The organism is Polaromonas jejuensis NBRC 106434, from assembly GCF_001598235.1.
In the GTDB taxonomy this organism is placed as follows: domain Bacteria; phylum Pseudomonadota; class Gammaproteobacteria; order Burkholderiales; family Burkholderiaceae_C; genus Polaromonas; species Polaromonas jejuensis.
The window spans coordinates 46,925-71,412 of record NZ_BCYO01000021.1 but is presented as its reverse complement, the minus strand read 5'-3'; the positions used below and the strand labels follow the sequence as shown (position 1 = coordinate 71,412).

The following is a 24,488-nucleotide window of genomic DNA, read 5'->3' as shown; positions in this document are numbered from 1 at the left end:
CCGAGAAAGTCGTACAACGCCTCATGAAGCAGGAATGCCTGGTCGTTGCCGCTAACAGAAAGCGTCGGTACGGCTCCTACCTTTGCGAAATCAGCCCGGCGCCAGAGAACCTCATCAACCGGGACTTCCAGGCTGCAACTCCGAATGAGAAATGGCTGACCGACATCACGGAGTTCCAGATACCTGCTGGCAAGGTATATCTCTCGCCCATGATCGACTGCTTCGATGGTCTGGTGGTCAGCTGGACCATCGGTACGCGTCCAGATGCCGACCTGGTGAACACCATGTTGGATGCTGCCATCGAGAGAGTAGCCAACAGCAATGATCGGCCCGTCGTTCACTCTGATCGCGGTGGGCACTATCGCTGGCCTGGCTGGCTCTCCAGGATGCACAACGCCAAGCTGATCCGCTCGATGTCGCGCAAGGGATGCTCGCCCGACAATGCGGCTTGCGAGGGATTCTTTGGGCGGCTGAAAACGGAACTGTTCTACCCTCGCAACTGGCAGGCTTCAACTATTGAGCAATTCATCGAGGTAGTTGACTCCTACATCCGCTGGTATAACGAAAAGCGCATCAAGATATCCCTTGGCTCACTCAGTCCCATCGAATACCGGGCGAGTCTCGGACTTACGGCATAAACCAGTCCAAGATTTACGCCGCACCCCCACCTGGGTCAATTCTTGGGTGGCCGCAACAAGTGGAAGGCACTATCGCGCAATGGATGTACCGATCGCTGTACAAGAGGCGCAACATCGCCCTGCACGGCTTCGCCAAAACCATCCTGGATAGCCTTGCTCGGTACATTGATCGGTATACAGGCCCATCCGTCAAGCTGCACTAAGCATCTATTCGATGCTGTCAATCTTCGGGTTTTTTGGGGCAAGACCCGGGGTAATCGTATCTTTCTTGCAATGGATACCGTTTCCCCTGTAATAAGTTGAAGAATCAGCGACTTACAGAAGGGGAATGGTCGATGGTTCGTGCCGGTAGTTCTACGTGCACTTCCAGAAAGCTGACGGTGGTGACCGGCAGCAAACGCTGCATTGCAGGCGCTCAAGCGGGACCCCGTTGACGGGCTCGTTTGGGCCCAAAGCGGACAGACGCATAAGCGAAAAGCAGACTTTCAGCCATCGTTATGCATTGGGCAGGTGCATACCTGCCGAACACTTCCCCCACCCCGGCTGCGCATAGGTTTGCTCGGAACGCGGGTTATAGTGCTCGCACGGAATGCACTCAGGTATGCGTCAAAAATTCTCTTCTCTCTTTCTCGTCGCCTTTGCGTCGTTCTTCATTCTTGCACAGCCCTCAACCGTCTCCTCAACAACCGTCGAAGATGAGTCAATGACGGAGGCAGAGTCGTGGAACAACGTTCTTGAATCACCACAATGTAAGGAGGCAGCCTCAAAGGCATGTTGCAATGAGGCTTCTAAGGCGTGTGAGGCGCTAATTGTCAGGCACTCATGCAAGTACGACGGGTCCTCGGACAACGCAAATAGATGTGCGGCGGGCAAGAGAGCGGCAACGGAAGAGGAACTTAACAAGCGGTATGGGCATTTACTTCGGTCGCTCCGCAAGGCTGCTTCAAGAGAGCCGAGTTGGGCAAATGCTCCCAAGGCGTTGGTCAATGCACAACGCGCGTGGAACACGTTCAGAGAACGCGAGTGTGGTCTGGTTGCGGAAAGCTACCATGGAGGAGCACTCCAGCCAGCGATGTACGAGGAATGCATGCTTGATGAAGCCAAGCGCAGAATGGAAGCATTCGACCGCCATATAGAGACATTCTCCCTTGAAAGATGACGCATAACCTTGCCTCGTATCGAATGATGAGGATGTAGAAAAAACTCACTTTCCGAGAATAGCTTTGTATTAAAAAAAAAGAATGAGGAACGGCAATTGAACCGCTCAATGGAAGGTCCGCTCTTGGCCGATAGCGGGTGCTCAGAGTATTGAAATCGTCGCCACATTGCCGACCAATAACCAGCAGCCCTGAGTGACCGGTCTGGAGCAAGCAGATCGAAAAGCTGTATGACGGCAGTCAGTCTGAAGGCAGCATTGATACTTGCTTTTGGCGCCTGCTGCGTCACCTCGTTTTGAGGTAAGAGTACCGGGTACGTCGTCTTGTACGTGCTAATCCCCCAAAAGATCACCCCGCGATACCGCAGGGCTAACGCGGGGCGCGTCACCCAAGAGTCGCATCAAGGTAGCAGCATTGCGCTGGCCTTGGTCTTGATAGTTGTTGTTGAAGATGACCTGAACCAGCTCGGCTCGACGCTCAAGTTCCCGGATGCTCGGAATCAATTGTTCCAGCTCGTGCTCGGGGTAGTCATAGTTAAACCGGTCCGAAGCCACCGTAGCCCCTTTGATATTCCATGTCGCCGCGTTGCGGCCGTGCAGCCTCACGACGGCCAGCTTGGGACTCGAAACGGCCCAAATCGACGGCACACAGTTGCTGAACCCCTGCGGCCCATCCACCACTACATGGGCGACCCCGAGTTTCCTTTCAAACTCCAGCGTCGCCGCCTGGTGCGCCTCGTCAAACCAGCTCAGGTTGCGGAACTCGACGGCCAATTGGGTTCCTGCCATCCTGTCGGCACACTCACGCACATGCGCATGGCCGTCGCGGTTGCTGATGATCCAGGGTGCAAACTGAAAGTGCACAGCGGTTAACTTGCTGGCTGCTCTCAGCGGCTCCAGCGCTTCCTTGTAGCGCCGCCAGAGCTCGTCCAGGATATCCGGCGGCAGGTCCCGGTAATAGAGCATCTTGTTCGCGCTCGCCGGCAATGCCTCACGGATGTCCTGGTGAAGGACGGTCGGCGAAGTCTGGTGGCCCGTGAATAGCCGGAATGCCTTGATGTTGAAAACAAACCCCGGCGGCGTGCGCTCAACCCACAGCTGGGACGTCGAAGGCTGCGGGATGGCGTAGTAGCTCGAATCGACCTCGACCATGGGAAACCGGCTCGCGTAAAAGCGCAAGCGCGCTTCCGCAGACTTGGCCTCAGGGGGATAAAACAGCCCCGATTCGACCAAGGTCTTGTCCGTCCAGGAAGCCGTACCCACCAGGATTGCCATCGTTTTATTGTGCCCGCCTGCCCTCCGGCAGGGTCGTCGGACGGTGGCGCAACAGCGCCATCCCGCGGCATCGCTTTTTACTTTTTCCATTGACGTGTAGCGCTGGTTTGGCGATACTGTATGTTTATCCAGTAAACTCAACTTGGAGCCTTATCATGGACAAACCGTATTCCGTCTCCCTTCAAGGCGGCGAAGGACTTCCTGCTGCTGAAAAGGTCGCGGCAGAAGTTCGTTTTGTCAAGGAGCTTGAGCGCAGGTTGGGCGGCGCAGAAGCCGTCGTGGCGGTCTACCGCGCCTGGCGCGAAGCCAGCGAATGCGAGGCCAGCGAAGTGAGCAGCGAGACCTATTCTTTGGCCACCAAATGGCCAAAAGCATTCGAAACCGCGCAGCGGGCTGGCCTCAAGAACATTGGCGAAGGTGATGCCCACTTTGCGTTGCACCTGGAACGCCAGCCTGTTGAGGTCCATTAATGCAGCAGCTATTTCTCCTTCGTGACTCCCTTGTGTCACCTTCTTTAGATGCCCAGCTCAAGCAACAAGTTGGCAAGCGGTACTCGCGTAGCACTCGTGGATGAGCTGTTAAATTTTGCGGCTGCCATCACTTTCTATCTGTTTCCGCCGCCAATCGCGCAGCACCGTCTCCATGTGGAGCACCACACTATCCGGGCAAGGCTTCCAAGATGGCGTATTTGGTTGCGCCATATATGCTTTCCATTGGACTGGTGTCAATGGTTCGGCTTGACCTTTATTCCATATATTCAAGGCCTCGTCCTGACCAACTTTCATTTCGTCGACTAACTTCCGAAGCGTTTCTGCGTTTTTACTCATCTATGAAAATCCCCGGTAAAGCTAATCGAGTTTCTCAGGGACGACTAGCTAACAGAATGAGAGCGCTAGAACGAAGCGGCCCGAATCCTTGGGGAGATCGGCGGGTGCCAGGTTGACGGTGATTCGTTTATTCGCCGGAAATTCCAGTCCGGTGTTCTGAATGGCCGAGCGCACCCGTTCGCGCGCCTCCTTCACTTCAGTCTCTGCCAGCCCGACCAGCGTAAAGCTGGGCAGGCCGTTGGCCAGATGCACTTCGACGCATACCGGCCGGGCTTCCAGACCCAGCAAGGCCCGGCTATGCACTAAAGACAAGCTCATTCAGAGGCTCCCTGCAAAATGCATCAAAATTGTGCATCACAAACGCACCAAAAAAGTGCATCATGTATTTGTGTTTCTTGAACTCTAACGCGACTGGGCAAGAAACGGTAGACCGGCTTCGCATGGCCAGGAAAAGCCTGGCACGGTACATGCTATGGAGCTTTGGCCCCAACTAACAACCCCGGAGCCTCCCATGAAAGTTATTCACGTCCAGGTCGCTTTCGCATCATCGCCGTCGGCCCTGACAAAAATTCTTTAATGCGGCAAGGGCGGCACATCACGCCGCTTCACTATTCACCTGGAGGAAACCTGAAATGAAACTCGTAACGGCCATCATCAAACCGTTCAAGCTGGATGAAGTGCGTGAAGCGCTCTCCGGTATTGGCGTCCAAGGCATCACCGTCACCGAAGTCAAGGGCTTCGGTCGTCAAAAAGGACATACCGAGCTGTACCGCGGCGCCGAGTATGTGGTCGATTTCCTGCCCAAGGTCAAGATTGAAGCGGCAGTCTCCGACGAACTGGTGGACCGCGTGATCGAGGCGGTTGAAAGTGCCGCGCGTACCGGCAAGATCGGCGACGGCAAGGTCTTTGTCTACAACCTCGAGCAGGTCGTGCGCATCCGCACCGGTGAAACCGGCAAGGAAGCGCTGTAAGGCTCAACCCTAAAAAGAGTACATCAACATGAAAAAACTACTTGCCTCCCTTGCTTTGGGATTGAGTTTGCTGACCACGGGTGCAGCCGTACTGGCGCAGGCCCCGGCCGCCAGCCCCGCCGCATCCGCCGCCGCTGAAGCCAAACCCGCCGAGGCGGCTGCTTCGGTAGCTGCGCCTGCGCCCGCGGCGATGGCAGCCCCTGCTGTGGCAGCGGCTTCGGCGGCAGCGCCTGCCGCAGCGCCGGCACCTGTTCCCAACAAGGGCGATACCGCCTGGATGCTGGTCTCCACGCTTTTGGTCCTGATGATGGCTGTGCCTGGTCTGGCCTTGTTCTATGGCGGCCTGGTCCGCAGCAAGAACATGCTGTCGGTCTTGATGCAGGTCATGGTGACGTTCTCCATGATCCTCGTGCTGTGGTTTATCTACGGCTACAGCCTGGCCTTTACCGAAGGCAATGCGTTCTTCGGCGGCTTTGACCGGCTGTTCATGAAAGGCATTTGGGACAATGCGGCCGGCACCTTTGCCAACGCTGCCACCTTCAGCAAGGGTGTTTACATCCCTGAAATTGTGTACGCCGCATTCCAGGCCACCTTTGCCGCCATTACCTGCACGCTGATCGTGGGTGCTTTCGCTGAACGCGTCAAGTTCTCCGCAGTGCTGTTGTTCATGGCCATCTGGTTCACTTTCAGCTACGCACCGATTGCGCACATGGTGTGGTTCTGGATGGGTCCTGATGCCTATACGGGCAAGGAAGTTGTCGATGCGGTGAACGGCAAGGGCGGCTACCTCTGGCAGATGGGCGCGCTTGACTTCGCAGGCGGTACCGTTGTGCACATCAATGCGGCCGTGGCCGGTCTGGTCGGCGCCTTCGTGGTCGGCAAGCGTATCGGCTATGGCAAGGAGTCGATGGCGCCTCACAGCCTGACGCTGACCATGGTGGGTGCCGCCTTGTTGTGGGTGGGCTGGTTCGGCTTTAACGCAGGTTCTGCGCTCGAAGCGAACGGCTTTGCCGCCCTGGCATTCATCAACACGCTGTGCGCAACTGCTGCGGCTGTGCTGGCATGGTGTGTGGGCGAAGCGCTGATGAAGGGCAAGGCCTCCATGCTCGGCGCGGCTTCCGGTTGCGTTGCAGGTCTGGTTGCCATCACGCCTGCTGCAGGCAACGTCGGCATCGGCGGCGGTATTGTCATCGGCTTCGCCGCCGGCTTTGCCTGCCTCTGGGGCGTGAATGGCCTGAAGAAGCTGCTGGGTGCAGACGATTCGCTGGACGTATTCGGCGTGCACGGCATCGGCGGTATTCTGGGTGCATTGCTGACCGGTGTATTCAACTCCCCGGCGCTGGGTGGCCCCAGCTTTGTGGGGGACTGGGTGACGGCAACCAGCGTGACCGCAGCAGACTACTCCATCGTTTCGCAGGTGTGGATTCAGGCCAAAGCCGTGCTGCTGACCGTTGTGTGGTCGGGCGTCGTGTCCTTTATCGCCTACAAGGTGGTTGACCTGACGATCGGCCTGCGTGTCAGCGAAGAAGACGAGCGCGAAGGCCTGGACATCACCTCACACGGTGAAACCGCCTACAACCGCTGACTGGCCAAGGGGACTGCCTTGAAGAGGCAGTCTCCTGACCGACAAGAATCTCCCTTGGATGTTCAGCCCGCTGGCGCAAGCCGGTGGGCGTTTTTTTGCCTGTACAGTGCGCATTGGCATTGATCACCGCGAGACAGAAGCGTTCATATGAAGGAGACACCCGACATGACCTGGCAAACCGTCGTTGCACCGCCCAGCGAGCTGGGTGAATCTCCTTTCTGGCACCCCGACGAGCAGAGGCTTTACTGGGTGGACATTCCCGGCCGGCGGATTCACCGCTGCAATGTCCTCACGGGCACGGTGGAAAGCTGGGCCATGCCGTCGGAGCCCGGCAGCATCGCACCCGCGCAGACGCAGGGCGAAGCCAGCGGCCTGGTCATCGCGCTGCGCGACGGCATTTACCGCGCGCGGCAATGGGGCGGCCCCTTGCAGCGGCTCATGCTGGCCGACCATGACACGGCCACCACCCGCTTTAATGACGGCAAGGCCGACCCCATGGGCCGTTTCTGGGCCGGCACCATGTACGAGCCGCGCGATGCCGACAAGGCCCAGCTTTTTTCCCTGGATTGCCGGGACGGCCAGGCACCCGTGGTGGAAATCAAGGCCGGCAATGCCATCATTGCCAACGGGCTGGCCTGGTCACCAGACACCTCCACGGTGTACTGGACCGATACGCCGCGCCACACCATTCGCGCCTGGGACTGGGATGGCAACAGCAACGCCATGACCAACGCCCGGGTATTCGCTCAATGGCCTGGCAAGCCCGAGGGCTGGCAGCCCGGCATGCCGGGCTACGGTGGCCGGCCTGACGGGGCGGCGGTGGATGCCCTGGGCAACTACTACGTCGCCATGTTCGAAGGAGGGCGGCTGCTCAAGCTTTCGCCCGCAGGCCAATTGCTGGCCGATATTCCGGTGCCGGCGCGCTGCCCGACCATGCCTTGCTTCGGCGGGGACGACCTGCAAACGCTTTACCTCACGACGGCGCGCTACAACCGCCCCCAGCAGGAGTTGCAAGCCTGGCCGGACTCGGGCTGCGTGTTTTCCATGCGGGTAGAGGTGCCCGGTTTGCCGGTGAATTTCTTCAAGGACTGAGGATTCACCGGATGCCTGGCGCAATTCATCCGGCCCGGCTGCAAAAAACCGAACAGGCCGCGTTCAAAAAAATCAATAGCTTGGGCGCCGCCGCGGCTTACCATTCTTGCCATGGTTCCAGATACTGATGTGACGGCTGCTATGGCCGAGCGGGTGCGCGCCGCCGCCGCTGCGGGAACGCCCTTGCGCATACGCGGGGGTGGCAGCAAGGACTTCTATGGGCAAGCCCTGCGAGGGGAAGTCCTGGACATGACGGCGTTCGCCGGAGTGACCAGCTACGAGCCCAGCGAACTGGTGGTCACCGTGCGGGCCGGCACACCGCTGGCCGAGCTGGAGGCCCTGCTGGCCGCCCAGGGCCAGTGCCTGCCGTTCGAACCACCGCATTTCGGCGACTCCGGTGCGCGGGCGACCGTCGGCGGCATGGTGGCCAGCGGCCTGAATGGCCCCGCGCGCAGCAGTGCCGGTGCGGTGCGCGACTACATGCTGGGCGTGGTCCTGCTCAACGGCAAGGGCGAGCAGCTCACCTTTGGCGGCCAGGTCATGAAGAATGTGGCCGGCTACGATGTCTCGCGCCTGATGGCCGGCTCGCTCGGCACGCTGGGTGTGTTGCTGGAGGTGTCCCTGAAAGTGCTGCCGGTCGCGCCTCTGGAGGCCACGCTGGCGTTCGACATGGATGAAGCCACGGCCTTGCGCCAGCTCAACCGCTGGGGTGGGCTGCCCCTGTCTCTCAACGCCTCCTGCTGGCAGGCGGGCCGCTTGTGGGTGCGCCTCAGGGGCGCCAAGGCCGCCGTCGCTGCAGCGCAAAAGACCCTGGGCGGCGAAGCCGTGGGGGAGGGCGAAGCCCGGGCCCTGTGGGTGGCCCTGCGAGAGCAGGCCCTGCCTTTTTTCCGGCTGCAGGGCGATGAATCCTTGTGGCGGGTCAGCCTGCCCGACACGGCCGCAGTGCTGGATTTCGGCGCCACGCTGGTGGAGTGGGGCGGTGCGCAGCGTTGGCTCAAGCGGCCAGCGGGCGATGCCCCGGCCATTCGTCGCGCCGCCGCAGAGGCTCATGGCCACGCCACCCTGTTTCGCTCCGCCGACAAAACCGTGCCGGTGTTCAGTCCGCTCAAGACGCCGCTGGACCGCATACACCGCGAGCTGAAGAAACAATTCGACCCGGCCGGCATCTTTAACCGTGGCCGGATGTACCCGGACTGGTAAAGCCGCCATGCGACGTCTGCGCCACCTCACCGGTCAACACCGCACGCAAGCCACCAACCGCCTGCTGGGGCGCGCGCTGGCCTTTATGGCCGGAGCCATCAATGCGGGCGGTTTCATGGTGGTGAGCATGTACACCTCGCACATGACGGGTTTTGTCTCGATGGTGGCCGACAACCTGGTGCTGGGCCATATCACGCTGGTGCTGGGTGCCATCGGCGCCCTGCTGGCGTTCACGGCCGGCGCGGCCGCCACGGCCATGCTGGTGAACTGGGCGCGCCAGAACCACTTGCGCAGTGAATACGCCTTGCCCTTGCTGCTGGAAGCGGTGCTGCTGTTGGTGTTTGGCCTGCTTGGCGCCACCCTGAACCGGCAAACCCCCTTTGCCGTGCCGCTGACGGTGCTGGTGTTGGCCTTCACCATGGGGCTGCAAAACGCACTGGTGACAAAAATCTCTTCTGCCGAGATCCGCACGACGCACATGACCGGCGTGATCACTGACCTGGGGATCGAGCTGGGCAAGATGCTCTACTGGAATCGCACGGGTAGCCCGCCCGAGTCCCGGGTTCGGGCCAACCACAGCAAGCTGCTGTTGCTGGGCTCCCTGCTGGGCATGTTCATCGTGGGCGGGCTGGTGGGCGCCACGGGCTTCAAATACATCGGCTTTGTATGGGTGGCGCCGCTGGCCATGCTGTTGCTGCTCTTGTCCCTGCCACCCCTGCTGTCTGATGCCCGCCGCGGCTTTCGCCGGCAAGCCCGCGCCCGCAGCCAGTCCCTCTGAAAACCATGCAAACCAACCTGGCTCCCGAATTCAAAAACACGGTCGACGGCCGCGAGGCCGAAGCGATTTTGCGCAAGTGCGTGCACTGCGGCTTTTGCACGGCCACCTGCCCGACCTACCAGCTGCTCGGTGATGAGCTCGATGGTCCGCGCGGCCGCATCTACCTGATCAAGCAGGTGCTGGAAGGCGAGACGCCGACCCGCAAGACCCAGCTGCATCTGGACCGCTGCCTGACCTGCCGCAACTGTGAAACTACCTGCCCCAGCGGCGTGCAGTACGGCCATCTGGTCGACATTGGCCGCAAGCTGGTCGACGAGCGCGTGCCGCGCCCGGCCGGTGAAAACGCCGTGCGCTGGGCGCTCAAGGAGGGCCTGCCGTCACCGCTCTTCGCGCCGGCCATGAAACTGGGCCAGGCCGTGCGCGGCCTGCTGCCCGCCGCGCTTCAGGCCAAGGTGCCCGCCCGGCAGCCGGCCGGCGTGTGGCCGGCACGCAGCCATGCGCGCAAGATGCTCATGCTCGAAGGTTGCGTGCAGCCCGCCATGATGCCCAACATCAATGCGGCCACGGCGCGCGTGCTGGATGCGGCCGGGATAGAGACCGTGGTGGCGGCGAAGGCCGGCTGCTGCGGTGCCGTCAAGTTTCACCTCAACGACCAGGCGGGTGGCAAGGCCGAGATGCGCCGCAACATCGACGCCTGGTGGCCCTATGTGGAGGCCGGTGCGAATTCAGGTGTGGAGGCCATCGTGATGAATGCCTCGGGTTGCGGTGTCACGGTCAAGGAGTACGGCTACCTCCTCAAGGGCGACCCGGCCTACGCGTCGAAGGCCGCGCGCATCAGCGAGCTCACCCGCGACCTGAGCGAGCTGCTGCCCGAGTTGACGGAGTCGTTGCGCGCAAAGGTGACGGCCGCCACCCGCCCCATGGTCTTTCATCCACCGTGCACCCTGCAGCACGGCCAGCAGTTGCGGGGCGGCGTGGAAAAGTACCTGGGCGAGCTGGGCTTTGACATCCAGGTGGCCGCCAATGAAGCGCATTTGTGCTGCGGCTCGGCAGGCACCTACTCGGTGCTCAACCCCACCATCGCCTATGAACTGCGCGACCGCAAGCTGGGGAATTTGCAGGCCACGCAGCCCGAGGTGATTGTCTCGGCCAACATCGGCTGCATCACGCACCTGCAAAGCGGCACGGCCACGCCCGTTCGGCACTGGGTGGAAGTGCTTGACCAGGCCTTGGGAAACCCGGGCTCCTGACACCACGCTGTCAGCAGGGCCGGCGCACCATGGCGTCCTCTTCAATCGTTGTCTTGAAAGGACCTCTCCATGCACTCCCACGCGATCAACTGGTTTGAAATTCCCTGCACACAGCTCAGCCGCGCGCAGGCGTTTTACGAGCAGCTGCTGGGCGCCCCCCTGCGGCGCGAAAATTACGGCGGCCCCGGCATGGAGATGGCGGTGTTTGCCGGCGAAGGCGAGGAGGCCGTGCGCGGCGCCTTGATGGCCGGGCCGGAAGTCGCCGCTCCCGGTGCGCAAGGCACGCTGGTTTACCTGAACGCAGGCGCTTCGCTCGACGCCGTGCTGTCCCGGGTAGGGCCCGCGGGCGGGCGCATCAGCACGCCCCGCACCGCCTTGCCGCCGGGGATGGGGTTTTTCGCGCATATCGTCGACTGCGAAGGCAACCGGGTCGGCCTGCACGCGCTGGCCTGAGCGTGGACTGCGCTATGAAAAACTGGATTGCGGTGGCCAGCGCGGAGCATGCGCAACGGGGCCGCGACCATCCTGGCGGCGGCTTCATGCAGGTCTGCCACGGCAAAAGCGGGCCGATCCGCCGCGTGCAGCCGGATGACCGGGTCGCCTACTACGCACCCGCCATGACGATGGGCGGCAAAGACAGGTGCCAGTGTTTTGTCTCCATCGGCATCGTCGGGCCCGGCGAGCCTTTTACGGTCGACATGGGCCAGGGCTTTGTGCCCTGGCGGCGCGACGTGCACTATGTGAGCGCGCAGGAGGCTTCGATTTTGCCGCTGCTGGACAGCTTCGACTTCGTGGAAGACCGCAGCCGCTGGGGTTACAAATTCCGCTTCGGCCTGTTTGACGTGAGCGACCACGACATGCGGCTGATTGCCCGCGCGATGATGGCAGATCTCTCGTTGCTATATTTTCGATAGCTGCTTGCGCATATTCGACACGGGCTACAGGCCTAAAATGTCGTGCATGCGCCGTGCCGACCGACTGTTCCACATTGTCCAGCTGATACGGGGGCGCCGTCTCACCACGGCGGCGTTTCTGGCACAGCGCCTGGAGGTGTCCGAGCGCACCGTGTACCGCGATGTGGCCGACCTGCAGCACCAGGGCGTGCCGATAGAGGGTGAGGCCGGCGTCGGCTACCGGCTCGGGGCCGGCTTTGAGTTGCCGCCCCTGATGTTCAGTGAAGGGGAGGCCAGGGCGCTGGTCGCCGGGGCGCGCCTGGCACAGACCTGGCTGGATCCGGCGCTGGCGCGTGAGGCCGAACAGGCGCTGGGGAAAATCCTGTCCGTGTTGTCCGGCCCGACCCGTGCGGCGGCCGAGAGCCTGGCCCTGTACGCACCCGCCTTCGCGCTGGAGCCCGCCACGCAGCAGCGCCTGCAGACCCTGCGCGAAGCGGTGCAGGCGCGCCGCCGCCTCAGCATCCGTTACCGTGACGCGGCCGACCAGAGCAGCCAGCGCAGCATCCGGCCGCTGGGCTGTTTTTTCTGGGGCAAGGTGTGGACATTGGCGGCCTGGTGCGAAACCCGGCAGGCTTTCCGGAGATTCCGCGTGGACCGCATCGACGACGTGCAGGCCCAGGAGGGCGTTTTTCGCGATGAGGCGGGAAAAACACTGGCTGACTTCCTGCGGCAGGTCGGCGCCACCCGTTGACGGTTTGGCCAAAAATGCTGCGGTGCTATTGAATGGATAGCAAGCTATTCAAGCAATCCGCGAGGAAGCGCGGCTTTCATGCAATTCCTCAGGCCGCCAGTGCCGCTTCGATGTCTTTCGTCAGATCAGCGGGTTTGTCCAGCGGCGCGTAGCGCTTGATGACTTGCCCGTCTTTGCCGACCAGAAACTTGGTGAAGTTCCACTTGATGCCCTTGCTGCCCAGCAGGCCGGGTGCCTCGGCGGTCAGCCATTTGTACAGCGGGTGTGCGGTCGGGCCGTTGACCTCGATCTTGGACATCATCGGAAAGCTGACGCCGTAGTTGACTTGGCAGAACGCAGAGATCTCGTCGTCATTGCCCGGGTCCTGCGAGCCGAACTGGTTGCAGGGAAAGCCCAGTACCGCCAGGCCCTTGTCGGCATAGGTTTTGTGCAGCGTTTCAAGGCCGCCGAACTGCGGGGTGAAGCCGCATTGGCTGGCTGTGTTCACGATCAGCATCACCTTGCCTTTGAACTCGGACAGCGGGATGTCTTTGCCATTGATCTGACGGGCTTCAAAGTCATATACCGTACTCATGAAGGTCTCCTGGAGTGAATCACCATCGTAACGCGACCGTGATTTTCCGTGGGTCGCGGCCCGCATGGCCACGTGCACGAAACGAAGGAGGAGGCGTGAGGGCGCCGGGCCGGCTCAGTGCGGTTTTGCGCCGCCTGACGCCTCGGGTGAGGGCGCCAGCGCTGCCAGCGCCGCCGCCAGCACAATCAGGCTGCCGCCCAGCAGGACGCGCGGGCTGAACTGGGCCGCGCCCAGCGCCGCGGAGGAGAGGCTGGCAAACAGGATTTCCGTCAGCATCACGATGGCCGTGGTGCCGGCGGCCAGCCGTGCTGCGCCATATTGCAGGGCCGCATTGCTGGCCATGAGCGCCAGGCCCAGCCCCAGTACCACCGGAATGCCGGCGGCCTGCAGCGCGGGCGCCGGCACCAGTTGCTGCGACATGCCCAGCAGCGCCGCCACGACGGCCATCAGCCCGCTGCCGCCGAACATGGCCAGCATGCGTGAGGCGCTGGGGGTGTGGCCGCATTTGCGCAGCAGGGCGTTGGTGACGGCAAAGCTGAAGCCGCCCATGATCGCCAGCCAGTCGGTGACGTCCTGCGGCACGGGCCACGGCGAGTCAGGGGTCTTGAGCACCACGAGCACGCCGGACATGGCCAGCAGCAGGCGCAGCAGCGACGAGGCGGAAGGCTTTTCGCCCAGAACCACCCAGGCCACCAGGACCGACCAGGCCGGCATCAGGTAAAACAGCAGCACCACACGCACCACGTCGCCCACGGTCACGGCCCAGTTGAAGCCCATATTGGTCAGGCCCGCCGCCAGGGCCAGGCACCACAGTTGCGGATGCGCCGCAAAACCGCGCCAGGCCTTGAAGCGCACGGTCAGCAGTCCGCTGACCACCACCAGGTACACCAGCGCAGTGGCCCACAGGGGGTGCAGGCCGTGGCCCTGCAGCTCCCGCAAGGGCCACCAGGAAACGCCCCAGACAAAGGCGTTCAGCACCAGCGCGAAGATGGCCCCCACGCTTGCCACTTCGGGTGCCTCCGGCGTTGCGCTGCCCCTTTCACAAGAAGAAGGGGCTAATTTTCCTGGGGGCGGCCCGGCAGACAAATTCCCGGCATTTCGATGGCTCGCATCGGTGTGCATCAGTGCAATTTATCGCTGCGGGCGATGTTAAGCAGGTGGTCAAGCTGCTCTTTGTGCTTGATGCAGTTGTTTTTGTGCCAGCGCTGGATCAGCCACATGAAACCGGCCACCACCAGGCCAAAGCCGGTAATCGCACCAAATGCCGACAAGCCCATGCCGGTGGACAGGCTGTAGCCCGCGCCCAGCGCCAGGATGCAGGCCTGCTCGTTGAAGTTTTGCACGGCAATCGAGCGGCCCGCGCCCATCAGGTTGTGGCCCCGGTGCTGCAGCAGCGCATTCATGGGCACCACCAGGAAGCCGCCCAGGCCACCCAGCAGGATCAGGAAGGGCGCCGCCACCCAGACGTTGTTGATGAAGTTCATCAACATGACCAGCACGCCCATGGCAATGCCCAGCGGCATCACGCGGGCGGCCTGGTCCAGGCGCATGCGCATCGAGGCCAGCACCGCCCCGATCGCCGTGCCAATCGCCACCACGCCGACCAGCGAGGACGCCTGCGTGGTGCTGTAGCCCAGGGCGGCGGCGCTCCAGGCCAGCACGATGTAGCGCAGGTTGCCCGACACGCCCCAGAACAGCGTGGTCGTGGCCAGCGAGATCTGGCCCAGCTTGTCGCGCCACAGGGCGGCGTTGCAGTTCCAGAAATCGGGCAGCAGCTCCAGCTTGTTGCGCGGCATGGGCCGCATTTCGACGCCCGTGTCCGGGATGCGCAGGTTGAACCAGGCGGCAGCGATGTACAGCGATATCAGCACCGCAATCGCAGCTTCGGCGGGGGTGTTAACGCCGGTGTCAATAAACGGAAAGTCAAACGACAGCAGCAGGTGGGACACGGTGTGGCCCACCAGCTGGCCGCCCAGCAAGACCCCCAGAATGATCGACGAAATCGTCAGGCCCTCGATCCAGCCATTGGCCTTGACCAGCTGCGAGGCCGGCAGCAATTCGGTCAGGATGCCGTACTTGGCGGGCGAGTAGGCGGCAGCGCCCAGCCCGACAATGGCATAGGCCAGCAAGGGGTGCGAGCCAAACAGCATCATCAGGCAGCCAACGATCTTGATGGCGTTGCTCATGAACATGACGTTGCCCTTGGGCCGGGCATCGGCATAAGCGCCTACGAAAGGCGCCAGCACCACGTAAAACAAGGCAAACATGGGCACCAGCGCCGCCGGCTGCCACTTGGGGGCGCCATTGGTTTTGAGCAGTTCCACGGCGGCTACAAACAGCGCGTTATCAGCCAGCGAGCTGAAAAACTGGGCCGCCATGATGGTGTAAAAACCGCGCTTCATTAAACTCTTGTAATCATTGCATCAGATGCATCAGCAGGTCTGATGCTGCAATATAGGGGGTGAGTGTCTCCGGACGATCCCTGTTTATAGCATGGGGACTGGTGTCAGAATCCATAAAGACTTTTCACCAGCTTGCGCCAATGCCGGTTTGCGCCTCACACATCAACACGACCTTCAGCCATGCCACGTCCCATACACGCCACCGTTCACACCAGCGCCCTGAGTCATAACCTTGCCCGCACCCGGGCCGCTGCGCCGGATGCGCGGGTCTGGGCGGTTGTCAAGGCCAATGCCTACGGCCACGGCATCGAGCGGGTTTTTGACGCCCTGCGCAGCGCCGATGGTTTTGCCTTGCTGGATCTGGCGGAGGCGCAGCGCCTGCGCGCGCTCGACTGGCGCGGTCCCATCCTGCTGCTGGAAGGCTGTTTTGAGGCGCGCGACCTCGAGCTGTGCTCCCGCCTGGGCCTGTGGCACGCCATTCACTGCAACGAGCAGATCGACATGCTGGCCGCCCACAAGACCCAGCTGCCGCACCGCGTGTTTCTGAAAATGAACACCGGCATGAACCGCCTGGGCTTCACGCCCGAGCGCTTTCGCGCCGCCTGGACGCGCCTCAATGCCCTGCCGCAGGTCGACGAGATTTCGCTGATGCAGCATTTCCCCGATGCCGACGGCCCCAGGGGCATTTCTGCCCAGCTCAAGGCCTTTGAGGCCGTGACCCACGACCTGCCCGGCGAGCGCAGCCTCAGCAACAGCGCCGCCACCATGCGCTACGGGGCCATTCTGGCCGGTCGCTCCGACTGGATACGCCCCGGCATCGTGCTGTACGGCAGCTCTCCGGACTTCCCCGAACACAGCGCCGCCGACTGGGACTTGCAGCCCACGATGACGCTGGCATCAAAAATCATCGGGCTGCAGCATTTGGTGGCCGGCGACACGGTGGGCTATGGCTCCAGCTTCAGCGCCGACGGGCCGCTGCGCCTCGGTGTGGTCGCCTGCGGCTATGCCGACGGTTACCCGCGCCACTGCGGCACCGGAACGCCGGTGCTGGTCAACGGCGTGCGCACCCGCCTGGTGGGGCGCGTCAGCATGGACATGCTCACGGTGGACCTGACGCCGGTGCCGGAGGCCGGCTTTGGCAGCGAAGTGACCTTGTGGGGGCAGTCATCGGGCGGCGCCGTGCTGTCCATTGACGAGGTGGCGCAGGCGGCCGGCACCGTGGGCTATGAACTGATGTGCGCGGTGGCACCGCGTGTGCCCATGACCGTCGAATAAGGAACTTGCCCGCCTGGCGCGCCGGGGCCGGGTGTCACGGGGGCGGCATCGAGCTGATCAAGGCGCAACGGCGATGGCGCCGATAGCACCGCCAGCGGCAAGCCTCACTGCGGTGCAATCCTCGCGCCCGTGAGTTTTTCCTGCGCCGTCACCAGCGAGGTGACAAACTTCTTGCCCTGGCCCAGCGCGCTGGCGGTGGCCAGGCTCTGGTGCACGGCCTCGCCGACCAGGGAAGGCACGTTCACCATTTCGGCCAGGTGGGTGTAGTAGCGCAAGTCCTTGCGGGCGTTGTCCAGCTCGAACTGGAGGCCGGAGAAGTCACCGTGCAGGGTCTTGGCCATGGCCTGGAACAGGCCCGAGTTCACCGCCCCCGCCGAGACCACCTCCACCAGCTTTTGCGGCTCCACGCCGGCCAGCGCGCCCACGGCAAACGCCTCCGCCGTCGCCGTGCAAATGGCCTGCCCGATGAAGTTGTTGAGCAGCTTGACCACGTGGCCGGCGCCGGGGCCGCCGACGTGGAAGATGTTTTCGCAGTAGGCCGCCAGCACCGGGCGAATTTTGTCGAGCACGGCCGGCTCGGCGCCCACCATGGTGTTGAGCCGGCCCAGTTCGGCCTCCACCGGCGTGCGCGCCAGCGGCGCATCCACCAGCGTGACGCCGCGCTCGGCGCACTGGGCTGCCAGGCGGCGTGTGGACTCGGGTTCGCTGGTCGATGTGTCGATCACGATCAGCCCGGCGCGGGCTCTGGATAGCACCCCTTGCGGGCCGGCCAGTGTTTGCTCGACCTGGGGCGAGCCCGTGACGCAGATGAGCACCGCGTCGCAGGCGCCCAGTTCGGCGGGGCTGGTGACTAGCCTGGCGCCGGCGGCCAGCAGGTCGGCCATGCGCTCGGTGTTGCGATGCGCCGTCAGGCTGAGGTCAAAGCCCCTGGCCTGCAGGTTGCGGGCAATCCCGTGACCCATCAAGCCCGAGGCGCCTATGAATCCAATGTGTTTCATGGTTGTCCCCTGATGAAAGTTGCTGTGGGTTCGAATTTGATATTAATACAACTCTTTAACCCGAGGCGCAACTCGTGCAAGCCGCCCTTCGTGCATCCATCCGCATGAGGAACCAATGCATCTCCCGTTTTAGTGTGAACAGGCCCTAGCCGAACCCGAACAGTCGCAGGGGCGTGCGCCAAAGAATGTCGTGTCGCATCGAGGCATCGGGAACGGTCTGGGCAAACAGCTGCAGCAGCGCGCCGTAGTCCAGGCGCCTGGGCGCACGCAGGAACGGCCAGTCCGAAGCCCACAGGCAGTGCGCCGCGCCAAAGGCGTCCAGCAAGGCGCGGGTGTAGGCCGGGGTGTCGGAAAACGGGTAATCCTGCATGGAGTACTTGGCAAAGCCCGACAGCTTGACCGCGGTGTTGCCCTTGTCGGCCAGACCCAGCAAGGCTGCAAAGCCTTCGCCCGTAACGCCTTCCGCGACGGTGGGCCGGCCGCAATGGTCCACCAGTACCCGGGCGCCGCAGTCGCCCAGCAGGGGGGCGAGGGCTTTGAGCTGGGCCTGGACCACTTGCACTTGCACAAACATGTCCAGCGCCGCCAGGCGGTCCAGCAGCGGTGCGATGTTGGCGTAATAGTCCAGGCCGTGCAGCGCAAAATTAAAGGCGATGCCCACGATACCCTGGGCCTTGAGGTCCTGCAGCTGTGACGCTGGCGCGTCGTTGGGCACGACTGCAATGCCCTTGAACCGCCCCTGGCCGCGCGCAATCGCGTCGAGCAGGCAGCGATTGTCGGTGCCGTAGCCCGAATTGGGTCCTACCAGCAAGGCATGCTGAACGCCATAAGCCTCCAGCACGTGACCAAAGTAGGCGGCCGAGCCGGTTTCCTGTCCGGCTGGCCGCCAGCCGACGTCGGGCGCGTAGGCAAATTGCGCCGGGTCCAGCACATGGCAGTGGCAATCCACCTTGGGCTGCGCATAAATCGAGAAATCCGTCGGCATTTAAAGCGTGGCCACGATGGCGCGTCGCAGTTCGGGGGTGATTTCGGGCATCACGCCAAACCAGGCGTGGAAGGCCGGGCGGGCCTGGTTGAGCAGCATGCCCAGACCATTGACGGTCGGGTTGCCACGCAGGCGTGCCGCCGCCAGCAGCGGGGTTTCCTGGGGCACATAAATCACATCGGACACCAGCGCCTGCACGGGCAGTTTGCGCAGGTCCAGGTCCAGTGCCGGGTTGCCGTGCATGCCCTGGTTGGTGGTGTTGACCAGCAGGGCTGCTCCTTCAAGCGCGTCGTGCCGGTCCTCCCACGGCAACGCCCGGACGGGGCCGCCAAACTCGTCCGCCAGCGCCTGCGCCTTGTCCAGGGTGCGGTTGAGCAGACGAATCGCTTTGGCCCCCCGCTCGGCCAGGCTCAGCACGACAGCGCGCGCCGCGCCGCCGGCGCCCAGCACCGTGACAGGTCCCGCGTCCGCGCGCCAGTCGGGCTTGGCATCGAGCAGGCTCTGGATGTAGCCAAAGCCATCGTTGTTAAATCCCTTGAGCGAGCCATCTGGCTGCACGACGATGGTGTTGATGGCGCCCATGCGACGTGCCACCGGGTCCAGCTCGTGCACCAGCTTCAGCGCATCCACCTTGTGCGGGATGGTGATGTTGCATCCCCTGAAGCCCAGCGCCGCAAGGCCGGGCAGGGCCACCTCCAGTTGGCCCGGTGCGACGGGCAACTGCACATAGGCGCCCAGCAAGCCGTACTTTTTGATCCAGTAGTTGTGCAGTGTGGGTGAGCGCGAATGCGCCACGGGCCAGCCCATGATGCCCGCCAGTCCGAATTTTGGGTCACTCATTTTTTAACTTCCTTGGTTGATGCTGTTGGCGGGATTATTTGCGGCCAACGGGGGGCAAGATGGCGCTGACGACCTGTTTGCCGTTTTCCACTCTGGTCATGTAGCTTTCACGGTCGAGGTCGCCATTCTGGTCGAAGCTCACGTCCATCAAAATGCCGGGGTGGTCCTTGACGGACAGCGTCACCCCCTTCATGGCGGCGGCAAAAGCCTTGGGGTCGAACTTGCCAATCTTTTCCGTGACAGCCTTGACAAGGTACATGCCGCTGTAGCCCTTGAGACCATTGTGGTCGGACTTGATCTTGTATTCGGCAAAAAAGGCGTCGCTGAATTTCTTGATCAGCGGCTGTGGTGCGTCGGCCGTCAGGCCGACGTGGGCCACGGCCCCGTTGGCGGCATCGCCGGCCAGCTCGATCACTTTCTGGCTGGTCAGGACGGTTTCGCCGATCATGGGCTTGGTGTAGCCCTGCTTGCGCAGTTCACGCAGGGCGCGGGCCGACTCCTCCTCATTGCTGTACACAAACACGGCGTCGCTGCCCGACTGCCTGGCCTTGAGCACCGGGGCACTGAAGTCCAGCTGGCCCGGATCGGTGGAAATGCTGTTGGGCACCTTGATGCCGCGTGCCTCCAGCTCTTTCTTGATGAGATCCAGGCCGCCCTTGCCGAAGTCGTTGTTCACATAAATCACGTCCACCGTCCTGGCCTTGACCGTGTCGTGAATGTAGGCGGCCACCTTGGGCATGGCGGTGGACTGCGTGAACGAGGTGCGGAAGATGTAGGGATTGCCCTGTTGGGTGATGGATGCCGCCTCGCCACCCGTGAAATTGGGAATCTCGGCGCGCCGCGTCTCGGCCATGCTGACCATGATGGACCCGGAAAACACAGGCCCCATCACCACATAAGCGCCTTGGTCCACGGCTTTTTGGGCCAGTGCTTTCGCGACTCCGGGGTTGGATTGGGTATCCATCGACACATAACTGACCTTGCGTCCGAGAATGCCGCCTGCCGCATTGATTTCCTTGACCGCCAGCTTGATGCCATTGTCAAAGTTGCTGCCAGAGGTGGCGCCGGTTCCGCTGAGCTCGACCAGTCCAAAAACCGGAACGGTCTGGGCCGTCGCCAGGGCCGCGGCGGACAGGGCCAGCGTGCCAATCAGGGTCTTGAAGGAAGTTTGCATGATGTCTCCTGGTTGTGGTTGAAATGCAAAAGCGATACGGGGTGCACAAGGGCCACTTTCTCTCGTCTTTTCCGGCGACCTGAGCGCAGCCCATGAAGTGGGCTATCAAGCGGTCGCTGGCAATAGCGCACAGTTCCTTATCCTTTGAAGCGGGCAGGGACCTGCCCGGCAACGGAGTAGAGCGCTCCAGGGGCATTGCGCGTTTGCTGGAACTCGGCCAGCGGCTGGCCGCGCATGGCGGCATAGATGTGGAGGTTGCTGACCCCCAGCACCGCACCCCATTTCTCCAGTACAAAGAAAATCACCCCGTAGTGGATAAGGCCGCGCCAATCGCGCTGGCGCAGCAGATCGCGCTCCTCATCATTCAGGCGGGCCGTGTCGTAGGCGGCTTCTTCGTCGAGCAGGAAGGCGGCCCTGTGGGATGGCAGCGTCATGCCGTGTAAAAAGCGGTTGATACGCAGGGCCTTCACGCTGCGCGCCAGCGTGTAGGGGTAGGTGCCGCTCAATCGCTCGGCACCCTGCAATTGCAATTGCGCCTGCTGGCGGTGCCGCTCAAGCTCACCGGCCACCGGAGGGTGGCTGCGGTTCTCGTAAATGGCCGTGGCAATGCCCGTCATCGAGGGCAGATAGTAGGCTTGGTGGGTTTTGTTGACCGAGGCCGACAGGGCGCCCCGCATGACCAGCCACATGATGACCTCGGCGCCCTCCAGTCCGCCCAGTTCGGCGAGCTCGGCCTGGGTCAGGTCGGCCAGGCGCTCGGGGTCGTGCTCGATGAGCGCCAGAAAAGTCTGGTCCCAGTCGATGTTGTTGAACCCGGCGCGCTCGCCGTGCACCTGGTGCGAGAGGCCTCCGGTGGCCACGATCGCCACGCGCAGCGGCTCAGGGTAGCTTTCAATGGCACGCCGCAGCGCCTTTCCAAGATCGAAGCAGCGCCTTGCGCTGGGGCTTGGAAACTGCAACACGCCCACCTGCAGCGGGATGATGGGCACGGGCCACTTCTTGTCATGCGGGAGCAACAGTGACAGCGGCGAAAAACAGCCATGGTCCAGCGCCCGATCCTGGAAAAATGACAGGTCAAACGCGTCAGCCATGACCGACTGGCCGATGTGCGCGGCCAACTCCGGATGTCCGGCGATGGGGGGCAGCTCACGCGGACCGCCGCCCTCGTCGGCTGCCCGGTATTCCTCGCCGATCCCCAACGAAAATGCCGAGTAGTGATCCAGGAAAAATGAACTGATGTGGTCGTTGTAAATCACCACCAGCGCATCAGGCTTTTGCTCCGCCAGCCAGCGGCGCGGCGTCTCAAAGGCTTCGAAAATGGGAGCCCACACCGGATCGGCCTGCTTGCCGCTGTCCAGCGCAAAGCCGATGGTGGGTGTGTGTGACGCGGCGACCGCGCCAATGATTGTTGCCATGCTAGGGGTGCTCCGGTTCGGCCCTTGGTGTTCCCTTGTTTCCTGGTGACCCCGGTGCGCGGGAGCAGCGCCGTCACGGCGGCCATCAAGGCCTGTGAGCCAGGCCTGGGCGCGCCGCGGTCAGCCAGCGTTAGGGCGATCTTAGGGGGGCGCCGCGCGCTCGCCAAGGCATAGCAGCTATAACAAACCAGGGGTATGCCGGAGGCACCGTCTACAGGTATTCCTGAATGGCTTTTTTGACCACGGCGGCGACCAGGCCTTGCACCTCCTTGTGGGTTTCGGTGCTGGGCCGACGTGCCGAGGTGACCAGCATCAGCTCGCTCATGAGCTGGGGGTTGTACAGCTTGTGCGTCGTGAGGGTATGCGGTTTCGGAAAATTGCTCAGGGCATAGGGCGGCAGCACGGCAAACCCCAGACCCTCGCGCACCAGGTCAAGAATGGCGTTGAGCCCATCCACCTCCAGCGCAATCCGGGGCCGGCAGTTGATGCGCATCAGCTCGGTTTCAATCAGAATCCGGAAGATATTCGGGCGGCTCGGGACAATCAGGGGCAACTCGGCCAGGGCGGCCAGTGGCATGCGTGACTTCAGGGCGGGCACCTTGTTGAGTCGCACACTGGCCTCGGAGGAAATCAGGACGAGGGCCTCCCGGTGCAGCACGCGCATTTCAATGTCCGGCGAATGCGGTGTGTTGTACAGCAAGGCCATGTCGAGCCGGCCGGAGCGCAGGCCTTCGTGCATCACCACCGAAAAACCCTCCGTCAGCGTCAGGTGCGCATCGGGCAGGCTGCGCCTGAATTCGCGGGTCAGCGGCACGGTGATCAATTTGCTCAGGCTGGGCGGCAGGCCGATCGAGACCCGTCCGGCCAGTGCTCCCCGCACCGAGCCCAACTCTTCCCTGGCCAGGGCGACCTGATGAAGAATGCCGCGGCCATGCTCCAGCAACACGAGGCCGGCTTCGGTCAAGGTCACGCCCCGGCCGTTGCGCAACAGAAAGGTTTGACGCAATTCCACTTCGAGCTGGCGCACATGCCGGCTCAACAGGGGCTGCGGCATGCCGAGCGCCATCGCCGCTCGCGTGAAACTGCCCATTTCCGCGACGCGGACGAAGGATTCGATTTGTTTGAGGTCCATATGCGATTTCGCTATCAGCGCCCAAGATATAACGGTTATATATAACAGCTAGTGGCCGGGAATGCACCTGAAACGAGGGTAAGTTTCTAGAATTTCCCTCATGCAAACTGCCATCACATGCCTGTTCATGCGGGGCGGCACCTCCAAGGGGCCGTTTTTCAACGAGGCCGATCTGCCGGCCGACATCCCTGCCCGCGACAGGGTGCTGTTGTCCGTCATGGGCTCGCCCGACAGGCGGCAGATCGACGGCCTGGGCGGCGCGCATCCGCTCACCAGCAAGGTCGGCATCGTACGACACAGCACCACGCCAGACGTGGACCTCGACTTCCTGTTTGCCCAGCTGCAGCCCGACAAGGACACGGTGGACACCACGCCCAACTGCGGCAACATGCTGGCGGCCGTGGTGCCGTTTGCGCTGGAGACCGGCATGGTGCGGGCGCAGGGGGATGCGAGCACCTTCCGCGTGCTGACCCGCAACACCGGCATGCAATGCAACATCACGGTGCTGACGCCGCAGGGCCCCGACGGACTGCGCCATGTGGAATACGCGGGCGATACCCGCATCGACGGCGCACCCGGCACCTCGGCGCCCATCACCATCAATTTTCTCGACACGGCCGGTTCGGTGGCACCGGGCCTGCTGCCCACCGGCAGAGTCAAGGAGGTGATCGACGGCGTTGAAGTCACCTGCATCGACAACGGCATGCCGCTGGTGATGTTCAAGGCCAGCGACGTGGGCCGCACTGGCTACGAGACCGCGGCCGAGCTCAATGCCGACACCGGGCTCAAGGCGCGCATCGAGCGTTTGCGCATTGCGGCGGGTCACGCCATGCAGTTGGGCGACGTGACCAGCAAGAACTACCCCAAGATGACCTTGATCGCAGCGCCGAAAAATGGGGGTGCGATCAGCACCCGCAGTTTCATCCCGCATGTCTGCCACGACGCCATCGGCGTGCTGGCCGCCGTGACCGTGGGCACCGCCTGCGTGCTCAAGGGCTCGGTCTGCGATGGCGCGGCTGTCATGCCCGAAGGCAACCCTAAAACCATTTCAGTGGAACACCCGACCGGTGAGTTCAGCGTGGAGCTGGGCCTGGATCCGGCCAATTCGCAAAACGTCACCCGCGCGGCCCTGCTGCGCACGGCACGGCTGATCATGCGCGGCGAGGTGATGGTGCCGAAATTTGTATGGACTCGAGGAGACAAGCAATGACCCCCTATGTTTACATTCGTTCACTGCCTCCCGAGGGGGCGCGTGCCCGCCTTGAGGCGGCTCGTCG

The 24,488-nt window shown here is 62.7% G+C and carries 25 protein-coding genes and 1 pseudogene; 14 read left to right on the top strand and 12 right to left on the bottom strand.

Annotated features, from left to right (window positions below; all coding sequences use genetic code 11):
- Window positions 1-638: IS3 family transposase (locus PJE01S_RS19030; RefSeq protein WP_157090389.1), on the top strand; the 638-nt coding region annotated here is incomplete at its 5' end.
- Window positions 639-1,239: 601 nt separating this feature from the next.
- Complete coding sequence (locus tag PJE01S_RS24675) at window positions 1,240-1,797, top strand: lysozyme inhibitor LprI family protein (protein ID WP_169804400.1); 558 nt, start codon at window positions 1,240-1,242, stop codon at window positions 1,795-1,797.
- A 330-nt stretch (window positions 1,798-2,127) separates the two neighbouring features.
- On the opposite strand, the gene PJE01S_RS19025 is transcribed toward PJE01S_RS24675, so the two are convergent.
- Window positions 2,128-3,069: a DUF72 domain-containing protein gene (locus PJE01S_RS19025; protein ID WP_068835227.1), complete on the bottom strand. Its 942-nt coding sequence runs from the start codon at window positions 3,067-3,069 to the stop codon at window positions 2,128-2,130.
- A 155-nt stretch (window positions 3,070-3,224) separates the two neighbouring features.
- Here PJE01S_RS19025 and PJE01S_RS19020 point away from each other — a divergent pair, with 155 nt between their 5' ends.
- Window positions 3,225-3,539 carry a hypothetical protein gene (locus PJE01S_RS19020; RefSeq protein WP_068835226.1) on the top strand — a complete coding sequence of 105 codons (315 nt, stop codon included), beginning with the start codon at window positions 3,225-3,227 and terminating at the stop codon, window positions 3,537-3,539.
- A 108-nt stretch (window positions 3,540-3,647) separates the two neighbouring features.
- Here the strand turns inward: PJE01S_RS19020 and PJE01S_RS25290 are convergent, their stop codons facing one another.
- Together PJE01S_RS25290 and PJE01S_RS19015 are read right to left on the bottom strand one after the other, a co-directional pair.
- Window positions 3,648-3,896 (bottom strand): hypothetical protein, encoded by a 249-nt coding sequence (locus PJE01S_RS25290; protein WP_157090388.1) that lies wholly within the window; start codon window positions 3,894-3,896, stop codon window positions 3,648-3,650.
- A gap of 57 nt (window positions 3,897-3,953) precedes the next feature.
- Window positions 3,954-4,214: pseudogene (locus tag PJE01S_RS19015) on the bottom strand (magnesium chelatase domain-containing protein); the annotation flags it as partial.
- Window positions 4,215-4,528: 314 nt separating this feature from the next.
- Between PJE01S_RS19015 and glnK the strand changes: the two are divergent.
- The 9 genes from glnK to PJE01S_RS18970 all read left to right on the top strand — a co-directional run bounded on the left by glnK (window position 4,529) and on the right by PJE01S_RS18970 (window position 12,416).
- Window positions 4,529-4,867, top strand: a complete 339-nt coding sequence (glnK, locus tag PJE01S_RS19010; protein ID WP_068835224.1) for a P-II family nitrogen regulator — start codon at window positions 4,529-4,531, stop codon at window positions 4,865-4,867.
- A 28-nt stretch (window positions 4,868-4,895) separates the two neighbouring features.
- Entirely contained in the window at window positions 4,896-6,452 is a 1,557-nt protein-coding gene (locus PJE01S_RS19005; RefSeq protein WP_068835223.1) for an ammonium transporter, read from the top strand.
- 165 nt (window positions 6,453-6,617) lie between these two features.
- Window positions 6,618-7,544 (top strand): SMP-30/gluconolactonase/LRE family protein, encoded by a 927-nt coding sequence (locus PJE01S_RS19000; protein ID WP_068835222.1) that lies wholly within the window; start codon window positions 6,618-6,620, stop codon window positions 7,542-7,544.
- A 111-nt stretch (window positions 7,545-7,655) separates the two neighbouring features.
- A complete protein-coding gene (gene glcE, locus PJE01S_RS18995; RefSeq protein WP_068835221.1) occupies window positions 7,656-8,744 on the top strand; it encodes a glycolate oxidase subunit GlcE in 1,089 nt (362 codons plus the stop codon).
- A 7-nt stretch (window positions 8,745-8,751) separates the two neighbouring features.
- Window positions 8,752-9,522 carry a YoaK family protein gene (locus tag PJE01S_RS18990; protein ID WP_068835220.1) on the top strand — a complete coding sequence of 257 codons (771 nt, stop codon included), beginning with the start codon at window positions 8,752-8,754 and terminating at the stop codon, window positions 9,520-9,522.
- Between the two features lie 5 nt (window positions 9,523-9,527).
- On the top strand, window positions 9,528-10,772 hold the full coding sequence (glcF, locus tag PJE01S_RS18985; protein WP_068835219.1) for a glycolate oxidase subunit GlcF: 1,245 nt from the start codon (window positions 9,528-9,530) through the stop codon (window positions 10,770-10,772).
- Between the two features lie 69 nt (window positions 10,773-10,841).
- Window positions 10,842-11,225 (top strand): VOC family protein, encoded by a 384-nt coding sequence (locus PJE01S_RS18980; RefSeq protein WP_068835218.1) that lies wholly within the window; start codon window positions 10,842-10,844, stop codon window positions 11,223-11,225.
- Between the two features lie 14 nt (window positions 11,226-11,239).
- Complete coding sequence (locus PJE01S_RS18975) at window positions 11,240-11,686, top strand: EVE domain-containing protein (RefSeq protein WP_068835217.1); 447 nt, start codon at window positions 11,240-11,242, stop codon at window positions 11,684-11,686.
- Window positions 11,687-11,732: 46 nt separating this feature from the next.
- On the top strand, window positions 11,733-12,416 hold the full coding sequence (locus PJE01S_RS18970) for a helix-turn-helix transcriptional regulator (RefSeq protein ID WP_068835216.1): 684 nt from the start codon (window positions 11,733-11,735) through the stop codon (window positions 12,414-12,416).
- Between the two features lie 88 nt (window positions 12,417-12,504).
- Here the strand turns inward: PJE01S_RS18970 and PJE01S_RS18965 are convergent, their stop codons facing one another.
- From PJE01S_RS18965 to lplT, 3 genes are all read right to left on the bottom strand, one after another.
- Window positions 12,505-12,990, bottom strand: coding sequence for a glutathione peroxidase (locus PJE01S_RS18965; protein WP_068835215.1), 486 nt, complete (start codon window positions 12,988-12,990; stop codon window positions 12,505-12,507).
- 114 nt (window positions 12,991-13,104) lie between these two features.
- Window positions 13,105-13,989, bottom strand: a complete 885-nt coding sequence (locus tag PJE01S_RS18960; RefSeq protein WP_245660854.1) for a DMT family transporter — start codon at window positions 13,987-13,989, stop codon at window positions 13,105-13,107.
- 122 nt (window positions 13,990-14,111) lie between these two features.
- Entirely contained in the window at window positions 14,112-15,392 is a 1,281-nt protein-coding gene (lplT, locus tag PJE01S_RS18955) for a lysophospholipid transporter LplT (protein WP_068835213.1), read from the bottom strand.
- A 180-nt stretch (window positions 15,393-15,572) separates the two neighbouring features.
- Between lplT and alr the strand changes: the two genes are divergently transcribed.
- Window positions 15,573-16,667: an alanine racemase gene (gene alr, locus PJE01S_RS18950; RefSeq protein ID WP_068835212.1), complete on the top strand. Its 1,095-nt coding sequence runs from the start codon at window positions 15,573-15,575 to the stop codon at window positions 16,665-16,667.
- A 104-nt stretch (window positions 16,668-16,771) separates the two neighbouring features.
- On the opposite strand, the gene PJE01S_RS18945 is transcribed toward alr, so the two are convergent.
- The 6 genes from PJE01S_RS18945 to PJE01S_RS18920 all read right to left on the bottom strand — a co-directional run bounded on the left by PJE01S_RS18945 (window position 16,772) and on the right by PJE01S_RS18920 (window position 23,211).
- A complete protein-coding gene (locus PJE01S_RS18945) occupies window positions 16,772-17,665 on the bottom strand; it encodes an NAD(P)-dependent oxidoreductase (protein WP_068835211.1) in 894 nt (297 codons plus the stop codon).
- Between the two features lie 145 nt (window positions 17,666-17,810).
- Entirely contained in the window at window positions 17,811-18,650 is an 840-nt protein-coding gene (locus PJE01S_RS18940; RefSeq protein ID WP_068835210.1) for an amidohydrolase family protein, read from the bottom strand.
- Window positions 18,651-19,490 carry a shikimate dehydrogenase gene (locus tag PJE01S_RS18935; RefSeq protein WP_068835209.1) on the bottom strand — a complete coding sequence of 280 codons (840 nt, stop codon included), beginning with the start codon at window positions 19,488-19,490 and terminating at the stop codon, window positions 18,651-18,653.
- A 34-nt stretch (window positions 19,491-19,524) separates the two neighbouring features.
- Window positions 19,525-20,664: an ABC transporter substrate-binding protein gene (locus PJE01S_RS18930; protein ID WP_068835208.1), complete on the bottom strand. Its 1,140-nt coding sequence runs from the start codon at window positions 20,662-20,664 to the stop codon at window positions 19,525-19,527.
- 137 nt (window positions 20,665-20,801) lie between these two features.
- Complete coding sequence (locus tag PJE01S_RS18925; RefSeq protein ID WP_068835207.1) at window positions 20,802-22,079, bottom strand: gallate dioxygenase; 1,278 nt, start codon at window positions 22,077-22,079, stop codon at window positions 20,802-20,804.
- A gap of 211 nt (window positions 22,080-22,290) precedes the next feature.
- Entirely contained in the window at window positions 22,291-23,211 is a 921-nt protein-coding gene (locus PJE01S_RS18920) for a LysR family transcriptional regulator (protein WP_068835206.1), read from the bottom strand.
- Between the two features lie 100 nt (window positions 23,212-23,311).
- Here PJE01S_RS18920 and PJE01S_RS18915 point away from each other — a divergent pair, with 100 nt between their 5' ends.
- On the top strand, window positions 23,312-24,421 hold the full coding sequence (locus tag PJE01S_RS18915; RefSeq protein ID WP_068835205.1) for a 4-oxalomesaconate tautomerase: 1,110 nt from the start codon (window positions 23,312-23,314) through the stop codon (window positions 24,419-24,421).
- Window positions 24,422-24,488: the final 67 nt, after the last annotated feature.